Here is a 22,103-nt window from a genome sequence, read left to right as displayed (position 1 = left end):
CTTTATCGATTGTAATTTCACTCGATATCAAAAAGAGAGTTGATCAGTTGCAAATCGTCCTCAGACAGATCTGAAGCATGCGTGTCCGAAAGGGTCACCGCAACTTCATCCATTGTCAAACAATGCAGGATGATTGTGCGCATGGAATCCTGAAGCATCGAGGCAAAACGCCCCATTATTTTTGCTGAGTATTTGCTTCTGTCATAAGTGATAGTGAATTTCAACATTTCCTGCAGGATACCTCCGCTAATGTTGATCTTACGGAACATAGCGTTCTCATCTGCTGCGCTTTTTCCGCTCGAATTAAACAGGATCCTGTGATCTTTCGCTTCTGCATCCATTTGTCCTAAATAATTAAAATGGATGTCAGCTGCGAGATCCGGAAGCTCCTGCTTCAGCACCCCGTATCCCAGGCCATGATTCGGAACTTTCCGCAGCATTTCCTTTGTCGTTACAATCATTTCGTGCAGATCTTCATTACATTCGATGACAATCGGATACATGCTTGTAAACCAGCCAACTGTCCGGTCAATTTCCATCTTCGTATGGATTTCTTCCCGGCCGTGGCCTTCCAGTCCAACGGACACAACGGCTTGTCCAGTCAGCCTTTGTACAGACATACCGATGGCGCTGATCAACAGGTCATTTATTTCAGTGTTAAATGCCCTGCCTGCCCGGTGAACCAACTGCTCCGTTTCTTCTTTACTCAAGGTGATCTCCAGGCTGGCAAATCCGGTATCATCGGTATATTCATCAATTGCAATATGGCCCTGTTCCATCTGTGACATGACCTTTTCCCAATAAGTCCGTTCTTTTTGAAGCTGCCGGCTGCTTTTATAGGCCTCCAGAGCTTCCGCCCATTCCTTGAAGGAGGCCGTCTTGGCCGGCAAGCAGATGCTCCTGCCTTCCTTCACCTGTTGCAAGGCCGTGCTTAAGTCTTCCTGCAGGATGCGCCAAGAAACGCCGTCCACAATCAAATGGTGCAAGCAGAGGAAGAGGAGGTTCCTCCCGGCGGTTCGGAACAGTGCCGCTTTCATCAGGGGTCCCCGTTCCAAATCCATACTACTCTGCAGTTCGGTACAGGCGGCTTCGATCCGGTCCCTCACATGCGCTTCACCCCGGACATCAAACACCTTAAACTCATACAATTTGCTTTCGCGGCTGCTCAGAATTTCAAGGCGGCCCTTCCGATAGACCGACCGGATGATATCATGATGAACAGCCAAAGCTGTGAGCACCTTTTGAATTTGGGCTTCATCATCAAGATCGATCTCCAGCATGATGTCCTGGTTGAAATGCTGCGGGGCGGGAAGCTGCCACAACGCAAACGCCTCTATGATCGGTGTCGGGATCACGGGTCCTGTCACTTCATTTTGCTCATAGTGGTTTTCGCTGACTGCCTCAACCGCGTGAGCGATTGCTTCCACCGTATATTTGCCCATGATCTCCTTAATGGAGATGCTGTACCCTGCGCTTCTCATCTTCGATACGATGCGGATCGCTTTGATGGAGTCTCCGCCAAGTTCAAAGAAGCTATCCTCCGCTCCAACCCTTTCAACACCCAGCACCTGACTAAAGACCTGACACAGTGTTTCTTCGATTTCGTTTCTCGGCGCAACATATTCACGTGTACTCGTTACTTCGATTTGTGGAAGTGCCCGCTTATCGACCTTTCCGCTTCTTGTGACCGGAATGCTGTCAATTTGCATGATATATGCAGGGATCATATATTCCGGCAACGACGCTCCAAGGTTCTTCTTAAGTGCGGACTCGCTCATTTCTGTGTCGGATACAAAATAAGCACAGATCGCAGAATCTCCTGATTTGTCTTTGACAGCGATGACAGCTACATCCACAATCCCTTCTATAAGTCGCATGGCACTTTCAATTTCACCCAGTTCAATCCGGAAGCCTCTGATCTTGACCTGCTCGTCGATCCGACCCTGGTATTCGATGTTGCCGTCGGGCAGCCATCTAGCCAAATCTCCCGAACGATACAGCTTACCTTCTCCAAAAGGATTATCGATAAATTTCTCCGCTGTCAGCTCAGGTCTGTTCAGATAACCTCTTGCTAAGCCCGCGCCGGCTATACATAGTTCTCCCGGGATCCCTATTCCGCACAAACTCATTCCATTCAGTATATATATCTGTGAGTTTGAAATCGGTTTGCCTATCGGGATACTTTCCGGTATTTCACTTTTCCCGTCATATTCCCAGTGTGTGGCCTGGACTGTATTTTCCGTTGGTCCGAATGCATTTATATATCTGCCTCTGCCGCCAGATTTTTTTATAACTTCCGGACTTGAGGCTGATCCTCCCGTCGTTATTATGTTTACGCTCGGCAGGTCAGTCTGCAGATAAAACTGCGGTGGTAATAATGTGATAGTTATTCCACTTTGCTTTACAAATTCATTAAATCTTCTAATGTCTGAAATGATAGCTTGTGTTGGAAGCGTCAGCCTGGCTCCTACCAATAAGGAAAGAGTCATTTCCCAAACCGAAGCATCAAATATATAGTTTGCAAACTGTAGAATATTATCTTGCTCTGTTACTCTATATGTATCCAGCAAATAGGTTCTGAAGGATACAACGCCACTGTGTTTAACCAAGACCCCTTTCGGTGTACCCGTTGTTCCCGAAGTGTAGATTACATAAGCTAAATCCTCAGGTTGGTTTACCTTTTCCGGGTTTGTGGACTCCCCATCCCAATTCTCCATCTCTGCGAGATCGATTATTGGCATACCCGCATTAAGTTTCAGGTCTGCCTGATAGACAAGAATGGCTTTGGGCTGACAATCCTGGAGCATGAATGCGATTCTGTCTTCTGGAAAGGTAGGGTCTAATGGTACATAAGCCCCTCCCGCTTTCAGAATTCCATAAATCGCTACAATCATCTCGATACTCCGCTCTGCCAGAATGGCAACGAAGTCATCCGGCTTAACGCCCATCTTACGCAGTTTCCTTGCCAGTTGGTTGGCCTTTCGGTTCAACTCAGCATAAGTAAGCTGCTCATCCTCGAATACTACTGCTATATGATCAGGTGTTTTTCTCACCTGCTCCTCGAACATATCCACTACCGTTCGGTCCCTTGGGTATTCGACAGTCGTGTCGTTGAACTCACCAAGGATTCTGGCCTTCTCCTCTGGGGTAATCGTCTCAATTGCAGAGACCCTACCTGCCGGATTGGCTGTAAGAGACAATAAAACGGTTTGCACTTTGGATAGTACGCTCTCGATTTCGTCCTTCACGAACACACTGGGGTCGTACATGATCTTCAGATTCAAATAACCATCTTCAAGACTTGCAACCAGAACGATTGCATAATTAACCTTTTCCCTAGACGATTCGAACTGTAATTGAATCCCGTCTTCATCGTCCATCAGTAAAACTTCTTCGAACTCGTAATTTTCAAATACATACAAAACTTTAACCAAATCGGACTTCTGTTTCGTCAATCCCATAATTTGCGGAAGTGGACAGTAAGAATATTCATTACCCTTCATCCCCTGTATCTGCAGCTCATTCAGAAGTTTCGAAACAGTTGTATCTTCTTCACATCTGACTCTAGTAGGGATGGTCGAAATAAATAAGCCCACGATCTGTTCGATTCCCCTGATATCTGCATGTCTACCTGACACAATCTTCCCAAATACCACATCCTTGGTCCCGCTATATGCCTGAAGAACGATCCCCCACGCAGCCTCTGTAACCGTATTAATTGTGACATGGTTGGAACTGGCCAGATCTAGCAGGCTTTGCGTTTGTCCTTTGGACATCACGATACGGCTCTCTAACACATGCTCATCAACGGGTTGGGGCTTTTTCATCGGCTTGATGTCAGCTGTTTCATCATAATCTGCTAACAGCTCCTCCCAATAGGAAAGGCCAAGTTCTTTATCCTGCCTTTCCAGCCATTGGAGGTATTCGCCATATTCCGCGGTCCGCTTTTTTTCGCCAGCGATCATCCGTTCCAAATCACTCATACTTCTTCCGATTTCAAGCAAATCATAATAACGTTTAAAATCGCCGTATAGCAGCGACAAGCACCAGCCGTCTATGATGATATGATGGAATGTCCAAATCATTTTGTATCTGTCATGACCTAATGCGATAAGCTTGATTCGTAGCAGAGAATCCCGCTGCAGATCAAAGCCACGCTCGACATCCAGTCGAGCTACCTCATCCAATCGGCTGACTTGCTCCGCTTCGCACAATTCTGACAAATCGATTCGTTCATATTCAGCTTCCCTGTTCCTTAGGATTACTTGCCTTGGAGCTTCCAGCTTCTCAAATACGATTGACGTCCTCAGAACCTCATACCTCATGAAAAGGAGCTTTAAAGCCTGCTGAGTTGTTGCTTCGGAAATATACCCGCTCGATTCAAATCTATTTTGAATGACATAACTGGTCGATTCTCCGTGCGCAAGCTTGTGGTACAGCATCCCCTCCTGCATCGGGGTAAGAGAATAGATATTTGCAATTGTCGGGTTTATGACACTTCTTTGGCTCATGTCGAATATCGGCCACCTTTATCGATTGTAATTTCACTCGATATCAAAAAGAGAGTTGATCAGTTGCAAATCGTCCTCAGACAGATCTGAAGCATGCGTGTCCGAAAGGGTCACCGCAACTTCATCCATTGTCAAACAATGCAGGATGATTGTGCGCATGGAATCCTGAAGCATCGAGGCAAAACGCCCCATTATTTTTGCTGAGTATTTGCTTCTGTCATAAGTGATAGTGAATTTCAACATTTCCTGCAGGATACCTCCGCTAATGTTGATCTTACGGAACATAGCGTTCTCATCTGCTGCGCTTTTTCCGCTCGAATTAAACAGGATCCTGTGATCTTTCGCTTCTGCATCCATTTGTCCTAAATAATTAAAATGGATGTCAGCTGCGAGATCCGGAAGCTCCTGCTTCAGCACCCCGTATCCCAGGCCATGATTCGGAACTTTCCGCAGCATTTCCTTTGTCGTTACAATCATTTCGTGCAGATCTTCATTACATTCGATGACAATCGGATACATGCTTGTAAACCAGCCAACTGTCCGGTCAATTTCCATCTTCGTATGGATTTCTTCCCGGCCGTGGCCTTCCAGTCCAACGGACACAACGGCTTGTCCAGTCAGCCTTTGTACAGACATACCGATGGCGCTGATCAACAGGTCATTTATTTCAGTGTTAAATGCCCTGCCTGCCCGGTGAACCAACTGCTCCGTTTCTTCTTTACTCAAGGTGATCTCCAGGCTGGCAAATCCGGTATCATCGGTATATTCATCAATTGCAATATGGCCCTGTTCCATCTGTGACATGACCTTTTCCCAATAAGTCCGTTCTTTTTGAAGCTGCCGGCTGCTTTTATAGGCCTCCAGAGCTTCCGCCCATTCCTTGAAGGAGGCCGTCTTGGCCGGCAAGCGGATGCTCCTGCCTTCCTTCACCTGTTGCAAAGCCGTGCTCAAGTCTTCCTGCAGGATGCGCCAAGAAACGCCGTCCACAATCAAATGGTGCAAGCAGAGGAAGAGGAGGTTCCTCCCGGCGGTTCGGAACAGTGCCGCTTTCATCAGGGGTCCCCGTTCCAAATCCATACTACTCTGCAGCCCGGTACAGGCCACTTCGATCCGGTCCCTCACATGCGCTTCACCCCGGACATCAAACACCTTAAACTCATACAATTTGCTTTCGCGGCTGCTCAGAATTTCAAGGCGGCCCTTCCGATAGACCGACCGGATGATATCATGATGAACAGCCAAAGCTGTGAGCACCTTTTGAATTTGGGCTTCATCATCAAGATCGATCTCCAGCATGATGTCCTGGTTGAAATGCTGCGGGGCGGGAAGCTGCCACAACGCAAACGCCTCTATGATCGGTGTCGGGATCACGGGTCCTGTCACTTCATTTTGCTCATAGTGGTTTTCGCTGACTGCCTCAACCGCGTGAGCGATTGCTTCCACCGTATATTTGCCCATGATCTCCTTAATGGAGATGCTGTACCCTGCGCTTCTCATCTTCGATACGATGCGGATCGCTTTGATGGAGTCTCCGCCAAGTTCAAAGAAGCTATCCTCCGCTCCAACCCTTTCAACACCCAGCACCTGACTAAAGACCTGACACAGTGTTTCTTCGATTTCGTTTCTCGGCGCAACATATTCACGTGTACTCGTTACTTCGATTTGTGGAAGTGCCCGCTTATCGACCTTTCCGCTTCTTGTGACCGGAATGCTGTCAATTTGCATGATATATGCAGGGATCATATATTCCGGCAACGACGCTCCAAGGTTCTTCTTAAGTGCGGACTCGCTCATTTCTGTGTCGGATACAAAATAAGCACAGATCGCAGAATCTCCTGATTTGTCTTTGACAGCGATGACAGCTACATCCACAATCCCTTCTATAAGTCGCATGGCACTTTCAATTTCACCCAGTTCAATCCGGAAGCCTCTGATCTTGACCTGCTCGTCGATCCGACCCTGGTATTCGATGTTGCCGTCGGGCAGCCATCTAGCCAAATCTCCCGAACGATACAGCTTACCTTCTCCAAAAGGATTATCGATAAATTTCTCCGCTGTCAGCTCAGGTCTGTTCAGATAACCTCTTGCTAAGCCCGCGCCGGCTATACATAGTTCTCCCGGGATCCCTATTCCGCACAAACTCATTCCATTCAGTATATATATCTGTGAGTTTGAAATCGGTTTGCCTATCGGGATACTTTCCGGTATTTCACTTTTCCCGTCATATTCCCAGTGTGTGGCCTGGACTGTATTTTCCGTTGGTCCGAATGCATTTATATATCTGCCTCTGCCGCCAGATTTTTTTATAACTTCCGGACTTGAGGCTGATCCTCCCGTCGTTATTATGTTTACGCTCGGCAGGTCAGTCTGCAGATAAAACTGCGGTGGTAATAATGTGATAGTTATTCCACTTTGCTTTACAAATTCATTAAATCTTCTAATGTCTGAAATGATAGCTTGTGTTGGAAGCGTCAGCCTGGCTCCTACCAATAAGGAAAGAGTCATTTCCCAAACCGAAGCATCAAATATATAGTTTGCAAACTGTAGAATATTATCTTGCTCTGTTACTCTATATGTATCCAGCAAATAGGTTCTGAAGGATACAACGCCACTGTGTTTAACCAAGACCCCTTTCGGTGTACCCGTTGTTCCCGAAGTGTAGATTACATAAGCTAAATCCTCAGGTTGGTTTACCTTTTCCGGGTTTGTGGACTCCCCATCCCAATTCTCCATCTCTGCGAGATCGATTATTGGCATACCCGCATTAAGTTTCAGGTCTGCCTGATAGACAAGAATGGCTTTGGGCTGACAATCCTGGAGCATGAATGCGATTCTGTCTTCTGGAAAGGTAGGGTCTAATGGTACATAAGCCCCTCCCGCTTTCAGAATTCCATAAATCGCTACAATCATCTCGATACTCCGCTCTGCCAGAATGGCAACGAAGTCATCCGGCTTCACGCCCATCTTACGCAGTTTCCTTGCCAGTTGGTTGGCCTTTCGGTTCAACTCAGCATAAGTAAGCTGCTCATCCTCGAATACTACTGCTATATGATCAGGTGTTTTTATCACCTGCTCCTCGAACACATCTACGACGGTCTTGTCTATTGGATAATCGGTCGCCGTATTGTTGAACTCAAGGAGTTGATCCTTCTCTTGCTGGGTAATCATGTCGATCTCGGAGACCCTTCTCTCAGGGTTGGCTGCAAACGACAGTAAGACAGCTTGAATTCTGGAAAGTATACTTTGTACTTCTTTCAATACAAAGTGACTCGGATTATAAAGAATATCAAAGACCCATTGTTCACCAATAAAATATGTTTTCAAGGTAATCGCGTAGTTGGTTTGCTCGCGTCCCGACTCTAAAACAAACTGAAGTCCGTTTTCTCCGCCTTGCTGTTTCTCTTCGTTAACATAATAGTTATCAAAGGCAAACAGTACCTTGATCAGATCACCTTGTTGTTCAGTCAAGCCCTGAATGTCAGCGAGGGAACAATATGAGTACTGATCGCTCTCCGTCCCCTGCTCCTGAAGCTCATTCCAGAGCTCCGAGACAGTCATCCCCACGCTGGATCTTATCCTAACCGGGATGGTATTGACGAACAGTCCAACGATCTTCTCTATCCCTCGAACATTTGCATTCCTTCCGGAAACAACCTTACCGAATACAACATCCTTAATGTTGCTGTATTGTTGCAGCACAATCCCCCAAGCAGCCTCAGCCACCGTATTGATTGTGATTTGACAGGAAGCAGCTTTCTGAAGAAGTTGATTAGTGATTTCATCCGGAATTTTTATTCCGATTCGTTCCATCTGCTTTTCCGTAGATTCGGGTTTTGTCATAGGCTTGATTTCAGCAATCTCCTGATATTCGGAGAGCAACTCACTCCAATAGGACAGCCCCATCTCACGGTCCTGCTTCTTGAGCCAGTTGACATAATCACCGTAGGTCGCGGATTGATGCTTTTCCTCTGCCGCCATACGCTCCAGATCAGACAGAATACTGCCGTTCTTCAATTTGTTGCAATAAGTTATGAAATCGCCAAACAGCATGTTAGAAGACCAGCCGTCAAATACAATATGATGATAGCTCCAAAGAATCTTGTATTCATCAGGACTAAGCACAATATGCTTAACCCGCAGTAACGGATCATACTGCAAATCGAATCCGCGTTGGATGTTCAGATCAGCAAGTTCGGCAACCTTTTTCTCCTGTTCTAGTTTTCCGAGTCCCGAGAGATCAATTGTTTCAAAGTCTACTTCCCGACTGGTCAACAGGATCTGTCTCGGCTTAGACAGCTGTTCGTGCACAATCGCCATTCGGAGCACGTTGTGCCGCATGACAAGCAATGTAAACACTTGCTGTACCTTTTCTTCGCTTATACCACCGCTGAACGCATAAACAAGCTGTGTGACATAGCTCGTCGATTGATGATCAGCGATGCTATGATAGAGGATTCCTTCCTGCAAAGAGGTAAGCGGGAATATGTCTTCCAATACAGATGGTTCTGCATACTGACGATGCAGTTCGGACAAATCCTCCTCCGTCAGGTCATAAGCAGAATAATCTGACACGGTTTTCTCTATTGCTCCCTGAGTACAGCAATACTTGATAGTTTCTATTAAATACTGTTGATATAGCTCGGCAAACCGTTCAACCATTTCAGCAGAAAATCCGCTTCTGTCGTATTGAATCAGGAAGTTAAGCTTGCCGTCTGCGATGTATCCGTTCATGTCAATGATCCCAGACATTCCATTTTCCTCTGCAATGCTCTTTCCTGTTGAGAAGAAGGCAGCTTTCGATTGAGTGTCCATCTGACCTAAATAGTTGAAATAAATGTTAGCCGCAATATCCTGAAGCTCATACAACAGGCCGTAACCCAAACCGTGTGAAGGTACTTTTCGCAACATTTCTTTGATCGAAATGATGCTTTTCCGGATCTCCTCATGGCATTCAACAACGATCGGATGCTTTGTGGTAAACCAGCCAACAGTGCGATCGGTATCAATCTTCTTGTGAATTTCTTCCCGGCCGTGACCTTCGAGACCGACGACAACTTTTACCTGACCCGTAAGCCCGCGAACCGCAAGACCAATGGTACTGATTAACAAATCGTTGATTTCCGTATTGAACGCCTTTCCTGCGCGCCGCACCAGTTGTTCCGTCTGTTCCTCATCGAAGTTGATCTTCACATTACCAAATCCCGTTTCCGTCCCGTTATCTTCCAAGTCAATTCTGCCATTTTTCATATTCGCCATTATTATTGCCCAATATTTCTGCTCCTGTTTAAGCAGGCTACTAGATTTGTACTCCTCTAAAGCTTCTGCCCAATCCTTGAAGGAAGCAGTCTTCGGTGGTAGGTTTACCGGCTTTCCATCCTCTACCTGTCTCAATGCAGTCTGCAGGTCTTCCAACAGGATCTGCCACGAAACGGCGTCCACAACGAGATGATGCAAGCACAGGAAGAGAAAATTACCGGAATCTATTTGGAAGAAAGCGGCTTTTATCATCGGCCCGTTCTCCAGATCAATACTACTCTGGAGCTTGTTGCAAGCTGCTTCCATCTGGAGGGAAGCAGCAGCTGCATCTCGGAAATCATACGTTTCAAAACCATATAGTTTGCTGTCGCAGCTACTCAAAATCGCCAATCTACCATCCCGATAAATAGATCGAATGATATCATGATGTACAGCCAGCGCATCAAGTGCCTTCCGAATGTGCGCTACGTTATCCGTGTCGATTTCCAACATCACATCCTGATTGTAGTGATGCGGCTTTTTAAGGTTGCGCGCTTCGAAGTCTTTGAGAATCGGTGTCGGAATGATGCTTCCGGTTACCTCTTGTTGCTCATAGTAGTTCTCATGAGTAACAACAACGGTGCGGGCGATTGCTTCAACGGTATATTGGCTCATGATGTCGCGGACAGATAGTTCATAACCAAGGCTTCTTAATTTCGAAACGATACGGATCGCCTTGATAGAATCCCCACCAAGCTCGAAAAAGCTATCTTTGACACTTACCGCTTTTACTCCCAGCATTTCACAGAATACCTGACACAATAATTCTTCAATCTTGTTTCTCGGCAGCACGAATTCACTTGTGTTATCGATGAATATCTGCGGCAGTGCCCGTTTATCAAGCTTGCCGTTTTTCGTGGTCGGCAGCTTGTCTATCTGCATGAAAGAGGTTGGAAGCATGTATTCAGGAAGAATCTTTCTGAGTTCTTCCCGCACTTCAGATGTGCTGATTTTTTCATCCGATACATAATACGCAAGAATCACTTTGTCACCGAATTCGTCTTCCCGGACAATTACTGCGTTGTCTCGGATGGATTCGATACTGCGAATCGCGTGAATTATTTCATCCAGCTCAATCCGGAATCCCCTGACTTTGACCTGCTCATCAATTCGACCAATATATTCGATGTTCCCGTCCGGCAACCATTTTGCAAGGTCACCTGTACGATATAGCTTCCCATCACCAAAAGGATTATCAATGAATTTTTGCGCAGTCATCTCTGGCTTGTTCAGGTAACCACGTGCAACTTGTTCACCCGCGATGCAAAGTTCTCCGGGAACTCCAATGCCACAAAGGTTCATCCCGTTCATGATATAGATCTGCGTGTTGGCAAACGGCCTGCCAATCGGCATAAAGGTACGTTCATCCGTTGCGGAATACGGATACAACGTGCTTCCGACAGTTGCTTCCGTAGGCCCGTATTCATTAAGAATCACGAGATGATGGCCGTAAGTATTTAGAATCTCGCTTGCCACATCGCTTTCCAACTTCTCGCCTCCGACTACAAGGCAGCACAGTTTCTCTAGCGGCTTGTGGTTATAGCCACCGAGTAGCATTTTCAACTGTGAGGGCGTCATCTTGATAAATGTGTATTCTTTATTATTCATGATGAATCTTATGTCCATCTCTTTATCCTTGTGAATCAGATCAAGCGTGCCACCAAAACAGAGCGGCAGAAAAATAGATGGTACCGTCAAGTCGAAACTGTAGTTGGTGAACAAAGGCACCAGAATCTCATTCCCTAGCAGGAACCGTCTGGCTGAATAGATCATATTTGTAGTCAGTGAATGGTGTTCAATCATGACGCCCTTCGGACGCCCTGTCGTCCCAGAAGTATAGATGCTGTATGCTAAATCATTGCTGGAGACGTTCTTGTCCAGATTTGTTGAAGCACCTGTATAGAGATCAACAGAACTGAGATCGATACACTCAATCTTTGTTACCAACGGTACCTCGGTTTTTGCTGTCAAAATAACCTTTGGTTTGCAATCGTCCACTATGTACTCGATCCTATCTGCAGGATATGTCGGATCGATCGGCACATAAGCACCGCCTGCCTTCAAGATGCCTAGGATTGCCACAATCATTTCCGTGCATCTTTCAGCGATGATGGCTACAAAATCGTCAGGCTTGATGCCAATGCCGCGAAGCTGTCTAGCCAGCTGGTTTGCTTTTTGATTCAGTTCCTCATACGTAAGTTGTTCATTACCGAAGATGATTGCCGTGTTGTCCGGTTTGTTTCTGACCTGCTCTTCAAACAGATCTACGACCGTCTTGTCGAGTGGAAACGCCATACTAGTATCATTAAAAGTCTGTTGAATCAATATTTTATCGGCCTTGGTGATGGTCTCGATCTCACTGATCTTTATTTCTACATTCGCGGTTATCTGCTCCAGCAGGCCGATAAAGTGTACAAGCATTCGCTCAATGCTGTCTGCTTTAAACAAATCCATACAGTATTCGAGTTCGATACAGAAGCCAGTGCCCGTTTCAACAATGTCAAATTTCAGATCAAACTTGGAAGTTGTACTTTCTTGTCTGACAGACTCTATTTCTGCGCAGTGCATCTTAAGTTCTGGTTGCTCATTGTTTTGCAGTACCATCAGGACATCGAACAGCGGATTTCTTGCCATATCACGTCTAACTTGTACCGCATCAACCAGTTCTTCAAACGGATACTCCTGGTTGTCGTATGCGTGCAGACATTTTTCTTTCATTTCGCTCAAAAACTCAGCAAATGTTTTATTGCCTTCCGGTCTCCCTCTCATAGCCAGGGTGTTAACAAACATCCCTAGAATATTCTCGGTGTCTTTGTGCGTTCGTCCGCTGAACAGACTACCGACGATAATATCCTCCTGCCTGCTATACTTGCTCAGCAGGATCATAATTGCTGAAAGGAACACCATATATTCAGTCGTATCGGTCCGCCGTGCGATCTCCTTGATTCTTTCCCCCAGTTCTCGGCCAGTCGTCGTATCGATAATGGCTCCATTGTAGCTCTGCGTCTGCAGCCGTCTGTAATCAAGGGGCAAATCAAGCACAGGAATCTCGTCCGAAAACTCATTAACCCAATAAGCCTTTTGCGTTGAGAAGTCTTTCTTGCTGATCCATTCACTGTAATCCTTATACTGAAGCATCGGAGGTTTGAGAGATTCGCCATTGTACAGTGCTATTAATTCACGGATGAACGTCCCCATACTCATGCCGTCACTGATAATATGATGCATGTCAAGCATCAACAAGTGATCCTCTTCCCGCTTCACGAGCTTCATCCGTACAAGCGGAGCTTGCCCAAGGTCGAATGGTTTTACAAACTCCTTGAACTGTTCTGCTTCTGACGTATCCTTGACTTCTAGAAATTCAAAGTCAAACTTTGTCGTTTTTCTTACTTCTTGCACAGGCTCTCCGTCAACCATTAAGAAATTGGTGCGCAAAATCTCATGACGATCAATCATTTTTTGCAAAGCTATTCCAATGGATTCAATGTTCACCTGACCCTTGATCCTAAAGCTTTGTGGGATGTTGTAAGCAGTTCTGTCGATACCCATCTGGCAAACAACATAAACCCGTTTTTGCGCAGATGACATGGAGTAGTATTTTTTTTCTTCTGCTGCTGTAATCGGTGTATAGGATACCAATTCTTTTTCGGATAATCGAATTGCTAAGCATTCCGGCGTCCGATTTGCAAAGATTTCCTGAAGCGGAATGCGATAGCCAGTTTTAGTTTCGATCGCATTGACAAGTCTTACTGCGCTCAGCGAATGACCGCCAAGTTCAAAGAAGCTGTCCTTAATACCCAATGATGCAATGCCAAGAATCTCACTAAATAAAGCACACAAAATTTCTTCCGTTTCGTTTCTCGGCGCAACATATTCACGTGTACTCGTTACTTCGATTTCTGGAAGTGCCCGCTTATCGATCTTTCCGCTTCTTGTGACCGGAATGCTGTCAATTTGCATGATATATGCAGGGATCATATATTCCGGCAACGACGCTCCAAGGTTCTTCTTAAGTGCGGACTCGCTCATTTCTGTGTCGGATACAAAATAAGCACAGATCGCAGAATCTCCTGATTTGTCTTTGGTAGCGATGACAGCTACGTCCACAATCCCTTCTATAAGTCGCATGGCACTTTCAATTTCACCCAGTTCAATCCGGAAGCCTCTGATCTTGACCTGCTCGTCGATCCGCCCCTGGTATTCGATGTTGCCGTCGGGCAGCCATCTAGCCAAATCTCCCGAACGATACAGCTTACCTTCTCCAAAAGGATTATCGATAAATTTCTCCGCTGTCAGCTCAGGTCTGTTCAGATAACCTCTTGCTAAGCCAGCGCCGGCTATACACAGTTCTCCCGGGACCCCTATTCCGCACAAACTCATTCCATTCAGTATATATATCTGTGAGTTTGAAATCGGTTTGCCTATCGGAACCGGATACGGGATGTCACTCTTTCCGTCATATTCCCAGTTAGTAGCTAGCACTGTATTTTCCGTCGGACCATAAGCATTAATATACTTGCAACGCCGGCCTGCTTTTTCGATAATTTCCACATTCGATGCAGATCCGCCCGTTGTCAGCGCCTTTAGACCGGTGAGTTCTGTCTGCACATAATACTGCGGCGGCAACAAGGTCAGCGTGATTCCACTCTTATTCACAAACGCATTGAAGCTTCCCGTATCCAAAATAGTTTCCTTCGGGATCAGTGTCAACCTTGCTCCAAGCAGAAGCGATAGTGTCATTTCCCAAACTGCGGCGTCAAAGACGTAATTGGCAAACTGCAGGACGTTGTCCTGTTCGGTTACCTGATACAGCTCCATCAGATGGGTACGCAGGGCGACAATCCCGCAATGTTCCAGCATAACACCTTTGGGCTGACCAGTAGTTCCTGACGTATAGATGACATAAGCTAAATCCTCAGGTTTGTTTACCTTTGTTGGATTTGTGGAAACCCCTTCCCAGATTTCCCGCTCTGCAAGATCGATTACTGGTATTCCAATATCATGTTTAGGTTCTGCCTGGTAGACAAGAACAGCTTTGGGCTGGCAATCCTTAAGCATGAATGCAATTCTGTCTTCTGGGTAGGTTGGATCTATCGGTACATAAGCCCCTCCCGCTTTCAAAATTCCGTAAATCCCTACAATCATCTCGACACTCCGCTCTGCCATAATGGCTACGAAGTCGTCCGGTTTTACGCCCATTTCGCGCAATTTTCTTGCCAGCTGATTGGTTCTCTCATTCATCTCTGTGTACGTAATCTGCTTACTTTCGAGTACTATTGCTATATTATCGGGTGTTTTCTTTACCTGCTCCTCGAATAAATCTACTATGGTCTCAGTATTAGCATTGCCTGTATATTTATGGTTGAACTCGTTGAGTATTTTTTCCTTCTCGTTATCATTTACTGCTTCGATATTGGAGACTTTTCCTTGAGGATTTGCAACAAACTCGTGTAACACCCTTTCAATCATTGCCAGAATGCTTTGAATTTCGCCTTTTACATACTCATTTGGGTTATACATAATCTCAAAACGCAAGCAACCATCCTCTACTCCGGCAATTACGGTTATTGCATAATTAGTTTTTTCTCTTACCGACTCCAGTTTAAGCTGCAGCCCAACAATGTTGTCTTGGTCTTTTTCTTGATCCAAGTGATTTTCAAATACGAAAAGTGACATTATCAAACTTGATTTTTGTTTGGTTAATTCCTGAATTTCGGCAAGAGAACAATACGAATATGCGTTACTTTTTGTCCCTTGCATTTGAAGCTCTTTAAATAGATCCAAAATAATCGTATTATCTTTATCATTTACTCTTACTGGTATTGTGTTAATGAATATCCCAACTATTTTTTCAATTCCTCTAACATCTGCATTTCTTCCCGATACAACTTTCCCAAACACAACATCTTTGGTAAAGCTATATTGTTGTAATACAATTCCCCATGCAGCTTCTGCTATTGTATTTATTGTTAAACGGTTAGATGATGCCAATGAAAATAAACTTTGACTTGTTTCTTTTGAGACCTTTATCTTCTCTTGGGCTACTTTCATATCTGAAGGTACAGGTTTCATCACTGGTTTTATTTCTGATATTTCTTGATAATCTTCCAGTAAATTTCCCCAATAGGAGATTCCAAGCTCTTTATCCTGCTTTTCAACCCATTTGATATACTCACTATATTCTGCTGTCCGATTCTTTTCTTTTAAAACCATTTCTTCGATTTCTAGTATGCTTTCATCGTTGTTAAGAGAATTGTAATAATTCTGAAAATCATTGCATAGCAATGATGAACACCAGCCGTCAATGATGATATGGTGATAACTCCATATCATTTTGCAGTTATTTTCACGAAGAATGATGTACTTTACTCGAAAAAGCGAATCTTCTTGCAAATCAAATCCGCGGTTTACATCAAGTGCCGCTATTTCAGCTATTTTATTTTGCTGCTCATTTTCTGCAAGCCCTGTTAAATCAATTCTTTCGAACTCAGGTTCTCTATTTAACAATACGACCTGTTTCGGGCGTTTAAATTCACCAAATACAATGGAAGATTTTAGTACCTCATGTCTCATGGCAAGAAGTTTAAGTGCTTGTTTGATCTTACCTTCTTTAACTTCTCTGCTGACTTCAAAAACATTCTGTATGAAATAATCTGTAGATTCATTATTAGCTAAACTATGATATAAAATCCCCTCTTGTAAAGGCGAAAGTTCGTAAATGTCAACAATCTCCGTTTTATCTGCGAATCGGTTGTATACCATTGATAGATCAGTCTGTGTTAACTCACTTGCTGAAAAATCCGAAGGGGTTTTAACCGTTTCTTTTTGATTAATACAAAATTTTATACTTTCATTCAGACTGTCTTTATACAAATTAGCAAGCTTCTGAACTGTCTCTGATGCAAAAAGGCCGCTGTCATATTTAATTGTAAACTTCAATTCCCCTTGATGTATAACTCCACTAAAGAGTATATTCGTTGATAAATTATTTTCGTCTGCTAAGCGTTTTCCGGTTGAATTAACAACAGAAGCGTAGCCCTTCGATTCAGCGTCCATTTGTCCCAAATAGTTAAAGTAAATATCTGCTGATATTTCCGGAAGACCCTCTTTTAATAGACCGTATCCCATCCCATGATTCGGTACTTTTCTTAGCATTTCTTTGGTTGATATAATGCTGTCTTGTATAGTTCCACTGCATTCCACAATGATCGGATACATGCTCGTAAACCAACCAACGGTTCTATCTATATCTATCTTCTTATGAATCCCCTCTCTTCCGTGTCCTTCCATCATTATGGATACTCGTTCTTGACCTGTACACCCTTTTACAGACACCCCTAATGCACTTATTAGCAAGTCATTAATCTTTGTGTTGAATGCTTTACCGGCTTTATGTAATAGATTATATGTTTCTTCCTTGCTGAAACTCAGGCTTATAACAGCATGCCCTGTGCCTGTCTCATTTCCGCTTGTCGCTAATTTACCTTCTTTAATTTTGGTTGTGATTATCTCCCAGTATGCTCTTTCCTTTTTCAGCTGCATACTCTCTTTGTATTCCCTGAGCGCTTCGCCCCATTCTTTATACGAAGCGGTCTTTAGAGGCAGCTCAATTTTGTTATCACCAGCCTTTATCTGCTTCATAGCGGTCTCAAAGTCTTCCAGCAGAATGCGCCAGGAAACCCCATCCACAACTAGATGATGCAAGCATATGAACAGGTGATTTTTCGGCTCAGTTTTGAATAATGCCACTTTCATTAGCGGCCCATTTTCCAAATCCAAGCTGCTTTGCAGTTTCGTACAAATCCCTTCAATATCTACTAATCTATAATCACCGTCTATTAAGTCAAATATTTCGAAATCATACAGCATACTCTCTTGTGCACTTAATATTTCCAGCTGCCCGTTTCTGTAGACAGAACGAATGATATCATGGTGGATCACCAATGCATCGATAACCTTTCTGATTTCCATTTCATTGTTTGTGTCAATTTCTATCATTATGTCTTGGTTAAAGTGGCTCGGCTTGACCAAACTCCATGCTTCGAATTGCTGGATAATCGGAGTGGATACTACTTTTCCCGTAACTTCACTCTGTTCGTATTTATTTTCATAAGATGATTCCCTAACGCTGTATGCAATTGCTTCAATTGTGTGTTTGCTCATGATGTCCTGAACAGAAACTTCAAATCCTTCACTTCTTATTTTCGATACGATTCTTATTGCCTTGATCGAATCTCCGCCTAACTCAAAGAAGCTGTCCTTAACGCCTACTGTTCCGATACCAAGAATTTCGCTAAATAAAGCACACAAAATCTCTTCTGTTTCATTACTTGGCGCAACATACTCTCGCTTGCTCGTTATTTGGATTTGTGGAAGTGCCCTCTTGTCTAGCTTCCCGTTTCTTGTGACCGGAATACTATCTATTTGCATGATATATGCAGGTATCATATAGTCCGGCAGCGACTCTCCAAGTGTCTTCTTAAGCTCGGATCCGCTTATCGCTTTGTCAGAGACAACATAAGCACAAATCGCAGGATCACCTGAATTGTCTTCCCTGGCGATAACAGCTAAGTCCACGATCCCTTCTACACTTCTTATTGCACTTTCAATTTCACCTAGTTCAATTCGGAAGCCTCTGATCTTGACCTGCTCATCAATCCGTCCCAAATACTCGATGTTTCCGTCAGACAGCCATTTGGCCAAGTCTCCCGAACGATATAATTTTCCTTCTCCAAAAGGATTATCGATAAATTTTTCTGCTGTGAGATCGGGTCTGTTAAGATATCCTCTTGCCAAACCTGCGCCAGCAATACACAGTTCTCCGGGAACGCCTACTCCGCACAAATTCATTCCATTCAGTATATATATCCGTGAGTTTGGCATCGGTTTACCTATCGGAATATTATGCGGTATTTCACTTTCCCCGTCATATTCCCAGAGAGTGGCCTGTACTGTATTTTCCGTCGGTCCAAAGGCATTTATGTATCTGCTTCTACCACCTGATTTATTTACAACTTCCGGACTTGACATCGATCCTCCCGTCGTAATTATTTTTACGCTCGGTATATCAGTCTGCAGATAAAACTGCGGCGGTAATGCAGCTATTGTTATTCCACTTTCTTCTACTAGCTTGTTAAAGCTTCTGATGTCTGAAATGCTAGCTTGTGTTGCAATCGTCAGCGTTGCACCAGTCAATAAGGAGATGGTCATTTCCCAAACAGAACCATCAAATACATAGTTTGCAAATTGAAGAACGTTATCCTTCTCCGTCACCTTATATAAATCCAGGAAATGAGTTCTGAAGGATGCTACACCACTGTGCTTAATCATGACACCTTTCGGTGTACCTGTCGTTCCCGAGGTGTAGATCACATAGGCTAAATCCTCAGGTTTATTTACCTTTCTCGGATTTGTGGACAGCCCTTCCCATATCTCCCTCTCTGCAAGATCGATTACTGGTATTCCAATATCATGTTTTAGTTTTGTCTGGTAAACCAGAATGGCCTTGGGCTGACAATCCTCAAGCATGATTGTAATTCTGTCATCTGGAGAGGTTGGGTCTATCGGAACATAAGCCCCACCCGCTTTTAGAATTCCATAAATACTCACAATCATCTCGATACTCCGCTCTGTCATAACGGCTACGAAGTCATCTGGCTTTACGCCCATTTTACGCAATTTCCTTGCAAGTTGATTGGATCTTTTATTCATCTCTGCGTAAGTAATATGCTCATCTTCAAATACTACTGCTGTATTATTAGGTATTTTCTTTACCTGGCTCTCAAATATATCTACCATTGTCTCAGTTTTAGCATTGTCTAGATATTTATGGTTGAACTCGTTGATTATTTTTTCTTTATCCCTATCGCTTATCGCTTCGATCTCGGAAACTTTACCCAGGGGATTTGCAACAATCGCGTGCAATATTTTTTCAAACATTAACATGATGTTTTGGATTTCGTCTTTTATATACTCATTTGGGTTATACGATAGATCAATGTTTAATCTGTTGTAGTCCAGACTAACGCTTGCACTTATAGCATAGTTTGTCTGCCTTCTTTCCGACTCAACCGTTAAACGGAGCCCGTTTTCACTGGTATCCAATCTATCCTTAAAACCAAGCGAATCTTCAAATACACACAGCGTTTTCATCAACTTATTTTTTTGCTTTGTTAACCCCTGAATCTCGGCAAGAGAACAATACGAATATCTATTGCTCTTTTCCCCCAGCTTCTGAAGTTCTTTCAAAAGCTCCAAAATGGTAATATCCTTAGTACTTTTCACTCTTACAGGAATTGTATTAATAAATAACCCGACTATATTTTTAATTCCTCTTATGTCTGCATCTCTGCCTGATACAACTTTTCCGAATACTACATCGCTTGTATAGTTGTATTTTTGTAAAACTATTCCCCAGGCAAGTTCTACTGCAACATTTATTGGTATATTATTAGAATCAATGAAATTAAGCAGCTTATTCGTTACATCTTCGGAAAGCCTGTGTCCTGTTTTAACCATTTGAACAGTAGTATGTTTGGGTTTCGCCATCGGCTTAATTTCAGCCATTTCATCATAATCCGCCAGCATTTCCCTCCAGTAGGAAAGTCCTGCTGCCCTATCCTGTTTATCAAGCCACTCTACGTATTCATTGTATCCTGCTTCCTGACTTTTTTCTTGGGATATATCTTCTATCATCTCAGACATTGTTTTTCCATTGTCAAGCGAATCATAGTATCTCTTAAAATCACTATATATTAAAGGTAGGCACCAACTATCAATAATAAGATGATGATAAAGCCAAATCATTTTGTAGTTTTTGTTATCCAATACAATATATTTTACTCTTAAAAGAGAATCTTTCTGCAGGTCAAATCTGCGCTTGACATTGAGATCCGATATCTCATCCAGCCTACATTGTTTCTCCATTTCGCCAAGCCCTGACAGATCAATTTTTTCGTACTCTATTTCTCTACTACCTAATACTACCTGACCTTGATTTGCTAGTTTCTCGTCCGTAATAGCTGTTCTTAATACATCATGTCTTAATGCGAGCAACCTAAGCGCTTGAATGATTTTTTCCTCTCTAATTTCACCTTTTAAGTTTATTATGTACTGCATCATATTTTGTGTAGACTCACTGTCAGTCATATGATGGTAAAGCATTCCTTCCTGCAAAGGTGTGAGTGAGTATATACCGTTGATTAATTTAGTTTTTTCATCGTTAATCATCATTAAACCCCTCTCGAATTTGAAGACACTATATTTCTAAAATCAATCCCAACTTTATACTTATAGCTCACCTCATGAACAAACTTTCACAAGCTATCTGATTCCAAAAGAATCTCAGGAAAAAGCTCATCAAAAAAAGTGACTTGTCTGGATAAACCAAGTTTGGTTACAACGAAGTCACTTCAACGAAACAATATTATGTAATTCCCATCAACTATTCTGATGATTTTTATACTTCTTATAATTTCTGATAACGTCAGTATTTTATGTAAATGAAAAAATCAACTCTTGTAAGTGCAGTGAAGCGTTTGTTGTCCCCCTCAAACTGAGTTACTAGGAACTTTTCTAGGGTTCTACATGTGGGACCTGTTCTTTGCTTTTTTCATTTCACTATTTGCTACGTGCCACATAAACAGAGCAAGATAAACATCCTCCTTAGAGACTGTTTCACGCTTCACTGCAATATAATCTAACGTCGATGTAGACCAAACCTAACGTTTGAATAGCATTTATTTAGCGAAGATATCAACAGCCGCATTAATTTCATTTTTTGTATAATAAAGCCAAATCATGTATTATTTTTACTAAAACGCTATATAACGCCATAATCATACCATAAAATAACAGAAAGAGTAAATCCATCAAATTACTTTTTTTGATAAAATGCCACATTATTCAATTAATAGTTGTTTAATTCCACACAAAACCTTACACAGGCTTCATCCCTCTACCTTTAAAAATGAATTTTTGGTTTTTATTTTAAATTTCAGACAAATATTGACATTTTATTCAGATTGAAATTATACTACATTAGTACCGAAAATATTAAATGACTAAGAGGTGAATACACTTCCGTAATAGTAAATGCTGAGAAGTTATTTATTTCCATAGCCATAAAGAGATTTAATAAAGCTGAGTTTAGACACCGTGCATACTAAGGCCGTCAAACCCAAAGAATGATGCTAATGCTCTGCTTAAAGAGGAGGGGAAGGCTAAATCAAGCAGGTTTTAGAGTTCTGAAATTAGTGAAATGCTAGATGTCATATCTCCGAAAGTTACACAAATACA

The 22,103-nt window shown here is 43.2% G+C and carries 2 protein-coding genes; both read right to left on the bottom strand.

Going from position 1 to position 22,103, the window contains the following annotated elements; genetic code table 11:
* Positions 1-17: 17 nt before the first annotated feature.
* Positions 18-4,511 (bottom strand): amino acid adenylation domain-containing protein, encoded by a 4,494-nt coding sequence (locus tag MNQ98_RS08115; RefSeq protein WP_241932722.1) that lies wholly within the window; start codon positions 4,509-4,511, stop codon positions 18-20.
* 33 nt (positions 4,512-4,544) lie between these two features.
* On the bottom strand, positions 4,545-21,038 hold the full coding sequence (locus tag MNQ98_RS08110) for a non-ribosomal peptide synthetase (RefSeq protein WP_241932721.1): 16,494 nt from the start codon (positions 21,036-21,038) through the stop codon (positions 4,545-4,547).
* Positions 21,039-22,103 lie beyond the last annotated feature (1,065 nt).

It is taken from the genome of Paenibacillus sp. N3/727 (assembly GCF_022637315.1).
Lineage (GTDB): Bacteria > Bacillota > Bacilli > Paenibacillales > Paenibacillaceae > Paenibacillus_AQ > Paenibacillus_AQ uliginis.
Note: the sequence above shows the minus strand (reverse complement) of the source record. Positions and strands in the feature narration are given on the sequence as shown.